Source organism: Sphingomonas sp. BL-S-29 (assembly GCF_055521495.1).
Genome location: NZ_CM145482.1, coordinates 4719662 through 4732734, shown reverse-complemented (window position 1 = coordinate 4732734; position 13073 = coordinate 4719662). Strand labels below are relative to the sequence as shown.

Sequence of the window (13073 nt, the reverse complement as noted above, 5' to 3'; positions counted from 1 at the left end):
GAACTTGTTTCAGCATCCAGGCGCGGTCAGTTGATCCAAAGGATGACGCGCTTGTGAGTCCTGACCGCGCCTGGACCCTGAAACGAGTTCAGGGTGACGAAGAAGGGGAATACGTAACGCCGAACCCGGACCCCTGGTTCGTCACCCGGATCGTCCCGTTCGCCGAAATGCGCGCCTCCAGGCCATAAGCGCCATCCGGCCGCCCCGCAGGATTGGCGATCCGCGCCGTCGGAACGTCCAGCTCGGGCGAGCGCGTCGCGCTGTGCAGCTGCCACACCGCCGGCCGCGAGGGCGCGGCGGCGAGCGTCTCCAGCACCTGGCGGTCGCCGCCCTTGGTCTCGCCATTGCCGAGCAGCGCCACGCGCGGGCGCACCGCCTCGTAGAGTTGCGGGCTGTTGCTGAGCGACGATCCGTGGTGCGACACCAGCATCAGGTCGACGCGGCCAAGCCTGTTGACGGGGCAGACGAGCCGTTTCTCGATCTTCCAGGTCGAGTCGGACAGGTTGAGGATGCGCGCCTTGCCGAAGCTCGCCACCACGCCGATCGAGGCGTCGTTCTCGTTGGTGGCCGGGCCGCCGCGATCGGGCATCGTCGCGCAGCCCGGCACGGACTGGCCGCCACCCGGGAGCGCCCCGGCCATCACCCGTCCCGCGGCGTTGACGATGTCGATCCGCAGGCTGCCGAGCTGGAAATGATCGCCGGGTTTCGCCAGCACGCGCCTTCGCCCGGCGACCACCGGGAGATATTCCTTGAACAAGTCGTCCGGCGTGACGCGCGGATTGCTGCGGGGGCGTTTCGGCTCCAGGCTCGCGCCATAATCGATGATCGTGCCGACCGGCATGCTGCGCAGCAATTCGGCAACGCCGCCGACATGGTCGGCATGGAAATGGCTGACGATCAGCATGTCGATCCTGCGCACGCCCAGCGCCCGCGCCGCCTTCACCACGCGCGCCGCGCTGGTCGGCGATGCGGGGGCTTCGTCGGGCATGCCGGCGGTCCAGCCGGCATCGATCAGCAGCGATTTGCCCTCTGGCGTGACGTAGAGCGCGCCGCCGCCGCCCTCCATGTCGATCAGCACCATCCGCAAGGGGGCTCCGGATTGGCGCGCGGCAGGGCTCGCGCTGCCGCAGAGCGCCGCAATCGCCATGATGGCTCCGGTCTTCAGCCCTTGCACGTCATCCTCCGCTTGTCGCGCCGGATGATAGCGCGTCGTTTCCGGATCCCAATTCGCCTCGCTCAACAGGCGAGAGGTGGCGGGACCATCACCGTGTCCGGAAGGTATTCCATCGCGGCGGCGCCGGGCCGTGCCGCCCTTAGATGACAGCCAGATTACAGAAAAAACATTACATATATGTAACTTGATATTCCCCGGGATGGGCCGAAAAGGCGGCAGCATTTCGTGGAATACGAGATGATGGAGGTAGCACGCGGGTGAAATGGTCGATGTCGCTTGCTTCTACTGTTTCGGGACGCAGTAATCATTCGTTGGGTAAAGTATCTATACTGGAATCTGGAGGCTTGATGCGTAGTTTATTTGCTTGTTCGCTCGCTGCGATCACCCTTGCCGGCTGCCACCCACCGGTCGGCAACGACTCCGCGCCCGCGGGCAATGCGGCGACACAGGCTGCCCCCACCGCGTTCAAGATCGACAAGGTCCCGCTGCCCGGGGACGGTCGCGGCGATTACCTGCTGGTCGATAGCGACGCGAACCGCCTCTATGTTACGCATTCGGCCGCGGTGCATGTGCTCGATCTCGCCACGCTGAAGCCGCTATTCGCGGTGAGCGGGCTGAAGACGGCGCACGGCGTCGCGCTCGATCCGGCACGTGGCCATGGCTTCGTTACCGATGGCGGACAGAATGCGGTGATCATGTTCGATCTGGCGACGGGCAAGACGATCAAGGCCATCCCCGCCGGCCAGAAGCCGGATTCGATCGTGCACGATACGGCATCGGGCATGATCTTCGCCTTCAACGGCGATTCGGCTGACGTCAGCGTGATCGACCCCGCCAAGGCAGTCGTCATCAAGACGATCAAGCTGCCCAACGGACCCGAATTCTCCCAGGCCGACGGCCAGGGAAAGGTCTGGGTCAATCTCGAGAAGGGCAATGCCATCGCGGAGATCGATACGAGAACCCTGACACTGACGCGGACGATCAAGCTTGACGGGTGCGAGGGCCCCGGTCCGCTGGCGTTCGACCCGACCGATCGGCTGCTTTTCAGCGGCTGCGCCGGCAATTCGCTGCTTGCGGTGGTCGATGCCGACAGCGGCAAGATCGTCGCGACGGCGAAGGTCGGCGAAGACCCGGACGGCATTGCCTATGACGACGCGAAGGACCGGATCTTCGTCGCCAACCGCAAGGGCGGCTGGACCATCCTCGACCAGATCGACAAGACGCATTACGCGCGCGACCAGACCCTCCCGATCGACGACTATGCCAAGACGGTGGCGGTCGACCCCAGGACTCACCGCGCCTTCAGCTCGACCGCCGATCTGGTCTGGCCGGCGGCCGTCGCCGGCGGCAAGCCTTCACCCACGCCGAAGCCGGGCACGTTCCGGCTGATGGTGGTCGCGGAAAAATAGACTTTCCTCCGCCGCGCCCGAACATTGGCTCATTGTATAGTTTGGGAAAAGGGCGACCAATCCCGCACGGTGCAAAAGGGCGATGGCCGAAGCAGGAGGAGCCAGTGCTGAAGATCCTGGTCGCGGAAGATGACGACGATACGCGCGCCTATATCAAGCGTGGCCTGCGCGAGCTTGGCCATGTCGTGACCGTGGCGGCCGATGGCCGTGACGCGATGTTCCTGGCGACCGGGGAACCGTTCGACGCGATCATCCTCGATCGCATGCTGCCGGTGATCGACGGCATGACGATCCTGCGGTCGATGCGCTCCGCCGGCATCTCCACGCCGGTGCTGCTGCTGACGGCGCTGGCCCGGGTCGAGGATCGAGTCGAAGGGCTCGAGGCTGGTGCCGACGATTATCTGGTCAAGCCCTTCGCCTTTACCGAGCTGACCGCGCGCCTGAACGCGCTGGCGCGCCGGCCCGCGGCAGTGGCGGCGGAGACGGTGCTGCGCGCGGGCGATGTCGAGATGGACCTGCTGAAGCGCGAGGTACGCCGCAGCGGCCAGCGCATCGATGTCCAGGCGCGCGAATTCGCGTTGCTCGAGGAACTGATCCGCAATGCCGGCCGGGTGGTGACGCGCACCATGCTGCTCGAACGAGTCTGGAGCTTTCACTTCGATCCCAAGACCAACATCGTCGAAACCCATATCAGCCGGCTCCGCTCGAAACTGAATGCCGGGTCGGACCGCGACCGGATCCTTACGGTGCGCGGCGCCGGCTATCTGTTCGACGCCGATGCTTAGGCTGCCCTCCTCGACCGCTTTCCGGTTCGCGGCCTTTTACAGTCTCGCCTTCACCATCCTGATCCTGGCGCTGGGCACGGCGATGTACTGGGCGATCCGGCAGGAGCTGCGCTATGAGCTCGAGCAGCGCGTGGTTACGGAACGCATCGCGGTGCTGCGCGAGGCCGCCACGCCCGGAGCCGGCGGGCTGATCGACGTCATCGCCGATCGCACCGCGCGGGAACGGGGCGACATGCGCTATGCCCTGCTCGACCGGGCCGGCCGGCTGCGGGCCGGGTGGAGGGTCGCCGCGATCCCCGCCCTGGGCTGGTCCAACATGACGTTCTTCTGGCACGGCGAGCTCGACGATACCCGCGCTTATACCTCGCGCACCGCCGATGGCGGCACGCTGATCGTCGGTGCCGATCCCGAGGCGATCGAGGAGCTGGACGGCCGGATCATCCCGCTGTTCGCGGTCGCCTTCGGCCTGATCTCGGCGATCGGCGTGCTCGGCGCTTTCCTTCTGAGCGGTGCGCTCGGTCGCCGGCTCGGTGCGATCAACCGGACGGCCGATGCGATCATCGGTGGTGATCTTTCGCAGCGCATGCGGCTGTCGGGCACCGGCGACGAGTTCGACCGCCTCTCCGAGACGCTCAACCAGATGCTCGACCGGATCGCCGGGCTGCTCGACAATCTGCGCCAGGTCTCGGGCGATATCGCGCACGACCTGCGGACCCCGCTCGCGCGACTGCGCCAGAAGCTCGACATCGCGCTGACCGGCAATGCCGATGCACCTGCGCTGCGCACCGCGATGCGGCAGGCGATCGAGCAGAGCGAGGACATGCTCGACCTGTTCGCGGCGATCCTCAGCATTTCGGAGGTCGAGGCGGGCGGCGCGGTCGTGCGCATGGCGCCGCTGGACCTGAGCGGGCTGATGATCGATCTCGCCGATTCCTATCAGTTTTCGGCCGAGGATGCCGGGCGGCCCTTTTCGCGCGATATCGCGCCCGACATCACCCTCGAGGCCAATCGCGAACTGATCGCGCAGCTGGTCGTGAACCTGCTCGACAATGCCCTGCGCCACACGCCGCCCGGCACCGCGATCGGCATCGCGCTGTCCGCCGACCAGGACAGCGTGCGTCTGGCGGTCAGCGATCATGGGCCCGGTATTCCCGAAACGGAACGCGAGCGCGTATTCGCCCGGTTCGCGCGGCTGGAGAGCAGCCGCACCACGCCCGGCCACGGCCTGGGCCTCAGCCTGGTGGCGGCCATTGCCAGGGCGCACGGCGGCACCGTGCGTCTCGAGGACAATCATCCCGGAGTGACATTCATGGTGACCCTGCCGCGGAGGCTGCGATGAAGCGTGCCTCGCTTGGTCTGTTGTTGGCGGGTAGCCTGCTCTCGGGCTGCCAGACCTATCGGGCCGCGCCGCTGTCTGCGCCGTCCGACGTACTTGCGCCGCCCGACCCCGCGATCCTCTCGGCCGATGCCGCGACAATCGACCGGCCGTTCCTGACGCCGCAACCGATCGACCTGTCGCAACCCCTGACGCCCAACGCGCTGGCAGTGATCGCAGTGCTGGAGAATCCCGATCTCAAGGCGCAGCGGGCCAAATCTGGCGTGACCGACGCCCAGGCCTTTGCCGCGCGGCTGCTGCCCGATCCGAGCTTCCAGGCGAATTTCGACAAGATCCTGTCGGGGCCGGACGTGTTCAACGCGTTCGGCGGGCAGCTCGCGCTCGACATTGGCCAGCTCCGCACGGCGCGGGTCACGCGCGAAGCGGGTGAGGCGAGCAAGCGCCAGGTGCGGCTCGATCTCGCCTGGGCCGAATGGCAGACGGCGGGGCAGGCGCGATTGCAGGGCGTGCGCGTGCTTGCGCTGACCGACCAGCTCGCCATCGCCCGGACCAGCGCCGCCGCGGCGGAGAAGCTGTTCCAGGCGACTCGGCGCGCCACCGGCCGCGGCGATATCGCCGCGAGCGACCTGGACAGCCGGCGCCAGGCATTGCTCGATATGACCGACAAGCTGCGCGTCGCCGAGCGCGATCTCGCCGCGGCGAAGGGCGATCTCAACAAGATGCTCGGCCTGCCGCCCGAGACGGAGCTGCACCTCGCCGCGCCCGCCGATCCGGTCGTGCCGCCCGACAGCGCCACGCTCGTCGCCCAGGCGATCGGGCGCCGGCTCGATCTCCGGGCATTGCGTGCCGGGTACGGCGTGGCCGAGGCCGATCTGCACAAGGCCGTACTCGACCAGTTCCCCAACCTCTCGCTCACCGTGGCGGGCGCGCGCGACACGGCCGACAATTATACCGTCGGCCCGGCGGTGGGCTTCACCCTGCCGTTGTGGAACCGCAATCGCGGCGGCATCGCCATCGCCAAGGCGACTCGCGAGCAGCTCCACGCCGAATATGATGCGCGGCTGTTCCAGACTCGCGCCGAGATCGACGCGGCGATCAGCGCGCTCGTCACCGTGCGCCGGCAAAAGGCCGAACTGATCGCGCAGATGCCCGCGCTGGAACGCTTCGCCGCCAGCACCGAGCGTGCCGCGAAACGCGGTGACCTTGCCCCCGCCACCGCCGATACCGCCGCGCAGGCCCTGCGCGACCGTCGCCTCACCCTCCGCCAGCTCGACCAGCAGATCGCCGAGCAGACCATCGCGCTCGAATTGCTCTCGGGCGGCCCCGCCGAAGGATGGACCAAATGAAGTTCTGTGCGCCGCTCCTCCCCCTGATCCTGCTCGCCGGGTGCGGCGGGGGCGCCGCGCCCGAGGCGGCCGCGCCGGACACCGTCGCCCAGGTCCGCACCGGCATCGCCGAGTCCGGCGCGTCGAGCGACACCGTCAGCGTCTATGGCGCGACCGAGCCCGGTCCCGGCGGCGAACAGTCGGTCGTGGTACCGGCCGAGGCGATCATCGCCTCGATCGTCGCGCCGACCGGCACGGCGGTAGGCGCCGGGCAGACCATCGCGCTGCTGCGGCCGAGCCCGACCACCCGGCTCGACATCGCCAAGGCAAGCAGCGACGCGGCGGCGGCCGGGGCTGCCTATGCCCGTGCACGGCGGCTGCGCGCCGACGGCCTGGTCAGCGATGCCGATGTCGAGACCGCCCGGGCAGCGGCCGCGACCGCCAATGCGACGCGCGCCAATCTGGGCATCAAGGGCGGCGCACTGGCGCTGCGCGCGCCGATCGCCGGCACCGTGCGCAACCTGACCGCCAAGCCGGGCGACCAGCTTGCGGCAGGCGCGACCGTCGCAACCGTCGCCGCGCAGGGTGATCTGCGCGCGCGTTTCGGCATGGATCCGGTGCTTGCCCAGCGCGTCCATCCCGGGCAGCCGATCAGCATCGATACGATCAACGGCAGCGCACCCGCCAGGGTGGCCGTGGTCGGCGTCGATCCGCAAATCGATCCGACCACCCGACTCGCCTCGGTCTATGTCCGCATTCCCGCCGCGCTGCATCTCGGCGCGGGCGAGCCGCTCCGCGCGACGCTTCAGGTCGGTGCAAGCAGCACCGGCATCACCATCCCCTATGCGGCGCTGCTCGATGACGGCGGCCGCAGCTATGTGTTCGTCGTGAAGAACGGCGTGGCGAAGAGCCGCGACGTTTCGCCCGGCAATTCGGCGGGCGATCGCATCCAGATCCTGAAGGGCCTTCAGCCCGGCGAGAAGGTCGTGACCGAGGGCGGCACCGCGCTCGAGGACGGCATGAAAGTCACCGAACAGGGCGGAGCGGCAAAGTGAGAGAGGTCCTGAACCGCCATCGCCGGTCGATCTGGCTCTGCGTCTTCCTGGTCACGCTTGCCGGCCTGGTCGCGGCGACGCGGCTGCCCGTCACCCTGTTCCCGCATATCGATTATCCGCGCGTCGTCGTCTCGATCGATGCCGGCGAGCGCGACGCGGCGCAGATGGCGGCCGACATCACCCGTCCTGCCGAGATCGCGCTGCGCGCGATCCCCGGCGTCACCCAGATCCGATCGACCACCAGCCGCGGCTCGGCCGAGGTCGCGATCAGCTTCGGCTGGGGCGACGACATGGTCGCGGCGACGCTCGCCACGCAGGGTGCGCTCGCGACGATCGCGCCCGATCTGCCGGCGGGCACGCGCTTCAGCGTGCGCCGATCGGACCCCACGATCTTTCCCGTGCTCGGCATCTCGCTGACGTCGAGCAAGCGCGACGGCGTGTCGCTCGAGCAGCTCGCCCAGCTCAAGCTTCGGCCCATCCTGTCGACCGTGCCCGGCGTGGCGGGCGTGGACGTGCTGGGCGGCTCGACCCCCGAGGTCGAGGTCGAGGTCGATCCGGCGCGGCTCCAGACGCTCGGCCTGACCATAACCGACGTCACCACCGCGCTTGGCAGCGCGAACAGCGTGGCCGCGGTCGGCAAGATCGAGGATCGCCACCGGCTCTACCTCGCTCTGGTCGAGGACCGGCTGGTCAACGAAGCCGATATCGCCGCGATCCCGGTCAAGGCCGGCACGACCCCCGGCGCGGGCGTCGCCACGCTCGGTCAGATCGCGACGATCCGCCGCGCGCCCGCGCCCGCCTGGACCAAGGTCACCTCGAACGGCACTGACGCCGTGCTGGTCAATATCCGCCAGACGCCCACCGCCGACGCGGTGAAGCTGGTGCAACAGGTCGATGAACGGCTGAAGGGCGCGTCGCTGCCCGCCGATGTGAAGGTCAGCGTCTTCTACGACCAGTCGGAACTGGTGACGGGTGCTGCCAATGCCGTGCGCGACGCCATCCTGCTCGGTGCGGTGCTGGCCGGCGTGGTGCTGTTCCTGTTCCTGCGCAGCTGGCGCCTGATGGTCATCACCGCGGCGCTGCTGCCGGCGGTGCTCGCAGCGACCTGCCTCGCGCTCTACGCGCTGCACATGAGCTTCAACATGATGACGCTCGGCGGCATGGCGGCTGCAGTCGGCCTGGTGGTCGACGACGCGGTGGTGATGCTGGAGCATCTCATGCGGCGCCTGCAGGAAGCGGAGGACAAGGACGAGCGCCCGTCGATGCTGGCGGCGGCGCGCGAAATGGCCAAGCCGCTGTTCGGCTCGACCGCGGCGACGATCGTCGTGTTCCTGCCGCTCGCCTTCATCTCGGGCGTCACCGGCGGCTTCTTCAAGGCACTGGCGGTGACGATGACCGCGGCGCTGGTCGTGTCGCTGCTCTATGCCCGGTTCGTGCTGCCGATCATCGCCGATCGCTGGCTCACCGAAAAGGATGCCGAGGCGGCCGAGAAGGCGGATCGCTTCACCGGCGCGCTCGGCAGCCGGTACGAGAAGGTCGCGACCCGCGCCTTTGCCCGCCCCGGCCTGTTCACCGGGATCGGCGTCGCCGCGCTGATCGTGATCGGCGCCTTCGCCTGGACTCACCTGCAATCGGGCTTCATGCCAGTGATGGACGAGGGCGGCTTCGTGCTCGACTATAAGGCGAAGTCGGGCGCGGCGCTGTCCGACACCGACCGGCTGCTCCGCCAGCTCGAAAAGATCATCCGCGAGACGCCCGAGGTCACCGGCTATTCCAGGCGGACCGGCGTGCAGCTCGGCGGCGGCCTGACCGAGGCCGATGAAGGCGATTTCTTCATCCGCCTGAAATCCGGATCGCGCCGGCCGATCGACGAAGTGATGACCGAGATCCGCGACAAGGCGCAGGCAAGCGTGCCGGGGCTCCAGATCGAGACGGTGCAGTTGATGGAGGATCTGATCGGCGATCTCACTGCCGTGCCCCAGCCGATCGAGGTCAAGCTGTTCGGCGACGACCAGACTCAGCTCGCGGACGCAGCGGGCAAGGTCGCCGAGACGATCGGCAAGATCAGCGGCGTGGTCGAGGTGCAGGACGGCCTGCGCGTCGCCGGCGACGCGATCATCATCAAGGTCGACCGGGCCGCGGCGGCGCTGGCGGGGCTGGATCCCGATGCGGTGGCGAAGCAGATCGAGACTCAGATCGGTGGCACCGTCGCCACTCAGATCCTGTCGGGCGAGCAGGTCATCGACGTGCGCGTCCGCCTGCCGCAGGAACTGCGCCAGCGCGCCGATGCGTTGAACGCGCTCACGGTGCGCGCCGCCGACGGCCGGGCGGTGGCACTCCGTGCCATCGCGCAAGTCAGCATCGCCGCCGGCCAGCGCCAGATCACCCGCGAGGATCTCGCGCCCTTCATCCCCGTCACCGCACGGCTCGAGGGCAAGGATCTCGGCTCCGGCATCAAGGAAGTACAGGCGGCGGTCGCCGGGCTTCACCTGCCCTCGACCATCCGGGTCGATTATGGCGGCCTCTACGCCCAGCAGAAACAGTCGTTCAGCGATCTGACCACGGTGTTCGTCGCCGCCCTGCTGCTCTCCGCGCTGTTGCTGACCCTGCTCTACGAGCAATGGGCCTTCACCGCGGCGGTGATCGGGACGGTGCTGCTGTCGACCACGGCGGTGTTTTTCGGCCTGTGGCTGACCGGGACCGAGCTCGACATCTCCGCGCTGATGGGACTGACCATGGTGATCGGCATGATCACCGAGCTGGCGATCTTCTACCTGGCCGAGCTGGTCCCCGATGCGCCGGTCGACGCGGCGAGCCTGCTCGAAGCGGGCAAGGCGCGGCTTCGCCCGATCGTGATGTCGGCGCTGATCGCGATCCTGACGCTGTTGCCGCTGGCGCTCGGCATCGGCCGGGGATCGGGCCTGCAGAAACCGCTGGCGACCGCGATCATCTTCGGTCTCGCCATCGGCGCGCCTTTGGTCCTGACGATCCTGCCGACCCTGGTGCTGGTGCTGACGAAGCGTCGGCGGCGGAAGGAGGCGCCCGATGACGGCCCGGTCGCGGTGCCTGCCTGAAGGCGGCCGACGGATCGTGACATCTGCGCTCCGACCCTGCACATCGCGCAGTGCAGGTCACCTGACGCTGGAGGAGATGCCGCATGGACCGATATACTGGCGGATGCCTGTGTGGCGATGTTCGGATCGAGGCGTCGGGGCGACCCTATCGGGTCGGGCTTTGCCATTGTCTCGACTGCCGCAAACATCACGGCGCCCTGTTCCACGCATCAGCGATATTTCCCGAGGACGCGGTGACGATCGAAGGCGAGACGCGCGACTATGGCGGGCGATGCTTCTGCCCCCGCTGCGGCTCTCCCGTCTTCGCGCGGAGCGAGGACGAGATCGGGGTGAATCTGGGCGCGCTGGACGCGCCCGACCAGCTGATGCCGAGCTATGAACTCTGGACTGTCCGCCGCGAGGCTTGGCTGCCGGCCTTTCCGCTAAGGGGATATGAGCGTGATCGAGGCGTGGGGCGGTTCGAGGCATAGGTTGCGGACCTCCGGCTTGAGGTTATGAATCGGTGGCATGAGACCCATGCTGAGCTTGCTGGCACTGATCCTCGCCCTGGGGCTTGCCCCTGCCGCGAGCGCGCGGCGCGACGGCGGCAAGACGGGTGACCTTGTCCTGTTCGGCAAGCTGGAAAACCTGGACTATCAGGCGCTCGACGAGTTCGGCCTCAATGGCCGGATGACAGCCCGTCTTCGCGTATCGCGCGTGGTTCGCGGACACGTCTCGTCGCCGGTTCTGATGATCCGCTATATCGCGCACACCAATTTGCCGGAAGACAGCGAACTGCGCTTCCATCTTCGCCGCGATGATGACGGTACCTACATGGTGTGCGGCGACGGCGGGCGCGGTTATATTTGCCGCTGATGGCGGCCAGGCGCTGCGACGCCTTGCCAGCCGCCTTTCGTCCCGGCAGCATCCGGCCATTGCGGGCGTTTTGGGGAGTGGGCAATGTCGAACGAAGTCGGTCCCGTCCTGAACCGGAATGCGGTGGTGGAGTTGCGGGTGCAGATCTCGCCTGTCGGCCTGCTGTCGATCGCCGCCATCGTCCTGGCTGGCGCGGTGGTCACCGGGGTCGCGATCCGGGAAGCGCGGCGGCCGGTGCTGCCGCGCCTGAAGCGGGGCGGGGACGAAGGCGGGCTTCAGCGCTGAGTGGAAGATGGGCGACGCGTCATCAGCCCCCACCGACGTGGGCATCGTCAACGCGCTTGAGGCCGTCTACCACGCTTTCGAGGTTCCGGTGCCGTCAACGATCGAAGGGTGCCCCTGCTGCATCGCTACACGCGGCGTCGATATTTTGCTGACGACGCCGTTGCGTGACCTTACCGGCCAGGCGCTTTGGCGGTACGTCTCAGGCGTGTTCTACACGGTAGGTAGCGTGCAGGATTTCCGGTATTTCTGGCCGCGTATTCTGGACATATCGGTCAACGATCCGGGAAACGCCAACGGCGCCGAGATCGTGCTGGGAAAGCTGGGACTGGCAAACTGGCAGACATGGTCCTCCCGCGAGCGGCGGGCGATCGAAGGGCTCGTTGACGCATGGTTCGAACGGGCGCTGTCGCAGGATCTGGCGGGCGGTGACGACTATTGGATCGGTGGTGAGGTTGAAAGCGTGCTCTGCGGAGCTGCACGAGCAGGCTTTTCCCTCGATCGATGGCTCGTCCGTTTGCAAGAGCCCTTCGCGGCGCCAGTCCTGGCAGATTTGAGGGAGCGGGTTCCAGGCCAGCTATCGGGGTTCTGGAAGGATGCGCCCGCCGGTTTGAGGGAATTGTCGACGTTTCTTTCGCGGGGGAGGGCCTAGATTCGCTGCTGGCCCATTTTTGCGGGCATTGCGGCGTCTTTCCATCACTGGCACTCGTGGCGCCATGCTTCAGCTTCCAACCGAGCACGCGCTGTGGGTCGTCGAATATGGCGAGACCGACGAAAATGAGCTGACGATCATCCTCATCGAGGCCAAAGTCTCCTCCGAGCTCGTGCACACTGAAGTTGGCCCAGCGCATCCGATCTACCCGGACGACAGCAGTGCGGTATTCACGGTGACGTGGAGCGATTATGTTGCATTCGCGGTGAGAAACGAGAGCTTCGCCCTCCCGGAAGAGGGGGCGCCCATCGGATATGGCCTCGGGATAAAGGCTCACTCGCATTTTCGAGCCTATGTTGCCGCTTCAACATTTGCCGATGATGAATATCCCGGCCCTCTGACCCATTGGTTCTTGAATGCCGAGAGGCATTGCTTCGATATCATTTCTACCAACGCGCCAGGGATTGGCGAGTTGGGTCCGGAAGAAGCTGCGATCATGCGGGCACGATATCGGTAGGTCCGTTAGCTGGCACCAACAGGCATTCGTGATCTGATGCAGCCCGAACCGAATAGCCCCTCAGATCGGCAGCCGCGTCGTCGCCTTCACCTCTTCCAGTACCGCATAGGTCCGCGTCTCGCGCACGCCGGGGATGCTGGTCAGGATCTCGCCGAGGAAGCGGCGATAGGCGGCCATGTCCGCCACCCGCACCTTGAGCAGATAGTCGAACCCGCCCGCGACCATATGGCATTCCAGCACTTCGGGGATGTCGCCGACCTGCGCCGCGAAGGCCGTGAACACGTCGTCGGTCGTCCGGTCGAGCACCACTTCGACGAAGATCAGCAGCGCCTGGCCCAGCTTCACCGGATCGAGCAACGCGGTATAGCCCGCGATCACGCCGCTTGCCCGCAGCCGCTTCACCCGGTCGAAACAGGCCGCCGGGGACAGGCCGGCGCGGCTCGCCAGCTCCTGGTTGGTGATGCGCCCGTCCTCCTGCAGGATGCGCAGGATTCGGAGGTCGACGGCGTCAACCGAAGATTCGATGGAACGGGCACTCATCCGTAAAATTCCTTCGGCACTGGCGCCGATATAACGAAGCACGTTCACGTCGGAAAGCGGTATGACGAA

The 13073-nt window shown here is 67.1% G+C and carries 13 protein-coding genes; 11 read left to right on the top strand and 2 right to left on the bottom strand.

Annotated elements, in window-relative coordinates; genetic code table 11:
- Positions 1 to 88 precede the first annotated feature (88 nt).
- A complete protein-coding gene (locus ACZ1I2_RS22550) occupies positions 89 to 1240 on the bottom strand; it encodes a ComEC/Rec2 family competence protein (protein ID WP_465175770.1) in 1152 nt (383 codons plus the stop codon).
- A gap of 281 nt (positions 1241 to 1521) precedes the next feature.
- On the opposite strand from ACZ1I2_RS22550, the gene ACZ1I2_RS22545 reads away from it, so the two are divergent.
- The 11 genes from ACZ1I2_RS22545 (at position 1522) to ACZ1I2_RS22495 (ending at position 12464) form a co-directional block, all read left to right on the top strand.
- Positions 1522 to 2583 (top strand): YncE family protein, encoded by a 1062-nt coding sequence (locus ACZ1I2_RS22545; RefSeq protein WP_465175771.1) that lies wholly within the window; start codon positions 1522 to 1524, stop codon positions 2581 to 2583.
- A 107-nt stretch (positions 2584 to 2690) separates the two neighbouring features.
- Positions 2691 to 3368, top strand: coding sequence for a response regulator transcription factor (locus ACZ1I2_RS22540; protein WP_465177098.1), 678 nt, complete (start codon positions 2691 to 2693; stop codon positions 3366 to 3368).
- Positions 3361 to 4707 (top strand): HAMP domain-containing sensor histidine kinase, encoded by a 1347-nt coding sequence (locus ACZ1I2_RS22535; protein ID WP_465175772.1) that lies wholly within the window; start codon positions 3361 to 3363, stop codon positions 4705 to 4707. The genes ACZ1I2_RS22540 and ACZ1I2_RS22535 overlap by 8 nt, the downstream gene beginning before the upstream one ends.
- The gene (locus tag ACZ1I2_RS22530) at positions 4704 to 6050 is read left to right on the top strand and encodes a TolC family protein (protein ID WP_465175773.1); all 1347 of its coding nucleotides are present in this window, start codon (positions 4704 to 4706) and stop codon (positions 6048 to 6050) included. The genes ACZ1I2_RS22535 and ACZ1I2_RS22530 overlap by 4 nt, the downstream gene beginning before the upstream one ends.
- Positions 6047 to 7084 carry an efflux RND transporter periplasmic adaptor subunit gene (locus ACZ1I2_RS22525; protein ID WP_465175774.1) on the top strand — a complete coding sequence of 346 codons (1038 nt, stop codon included), beginning with the start codon at positions 6047 to 6049 and terminating at the stop codon, positions 7082 to 7084. Before ACZ1I2_RS22530 ends, ACZ1I2_RS22525 begins: the two co-directional genes overlap by 4 nt.
- A complete protein-coding gene (locus ACZ1I2_RS22520) occupies positions 7081 to 10158 on the top strand; it encodes an efflux RND transporter permease subunit (RefSeq protein ID WP_465175775.1) in 3078 nt (1025 codons plus the stop codon). Before ACZ1I2_RS22525 ends, ACZ1I2_RS22520 begins: the two co-directional genes overlap by 4 nt.
- Before the next feature lie 83 nt (positions 10159 to 10241).
- Positions 10242 to 10628: a GFA family protein gene (locus ACZ1I2_RS22515; protein ID WP_465171956.1), complete on the top strand. Its 387-nt coding sequence runs from the start codon at positions 10242 to 10244 to the stop codon at positions 10626 to 10628.
- Between the two features lie 46 nt (positions 10629 to 10674).
- Positions 10675 to 11013, top strand: a complete 339-nt coding sequence (locus tag ACZ1I2_RS22510; RefSeq protein WP_465181536.1) for a hypothetical protein — start codon at positions 10675 to 10677, stop codon at positions 11011 to 11013.
- An 84-nt stretch (positions 11014 to 11097) separates the two neighbouring features.
- Positions 11098 to 11298: a hypothetical protein gene (locus ACZ1I2_RS22505; RefSeq protein ID WP_465171958.1), complete on the top strand. Its 201-nt coding sequence runs from the start codon at positions 11098 to 11100 to the stop codon at positions 11296 to 11298.
- A gap of 7 nt (positions 11299 to 11305) precedes the next feature.
- Positions 11306 to 11947 (top strand): hypothetical protein, encoded by a 642-nt coding sequence (locus ACZ1I2_RS22500; RefSeq protein WP_465175777.1) that lies wholly within the window; start codon positions 11306 to 11308, stop codon positions 11945 to 11947.
- A 64-nt stretch (positions 11948 to 12011) separates the two neighbouring features.
- Positions 12012 to 12464 carry a hypothetical protein gene (locus tag ACZ1I2_RS22495; protein ID WP_465175778.1) on the top strand — a complete coding sequence of 151 codons (453 nt, stop codon included), beginning with the start codon at positions 12012 to 12014 and terminating at the stop codon, positions 12462 to 12464.
- 60 nt (positions 12465 to 12524) lie between these two features.
- On the opposite strand, the gene ACZ1I2_RS22490 is transcribed toward ACZ1I2_RS22495, so the two are convergent.
- Positions 12525 to 13004, bottom strand: coding sequence for an Lrp/AsnC ligand binding domain-containing protein (locus ACZ1I2_RS22490; RefSeq protein WP_465175779.1), 480 nt, complete (start codon positions 13002 to 13004; stop codon positions 12525 to 12527).
- Positions 13005 to 13073 lie beyond the last annotated feature (69 nt).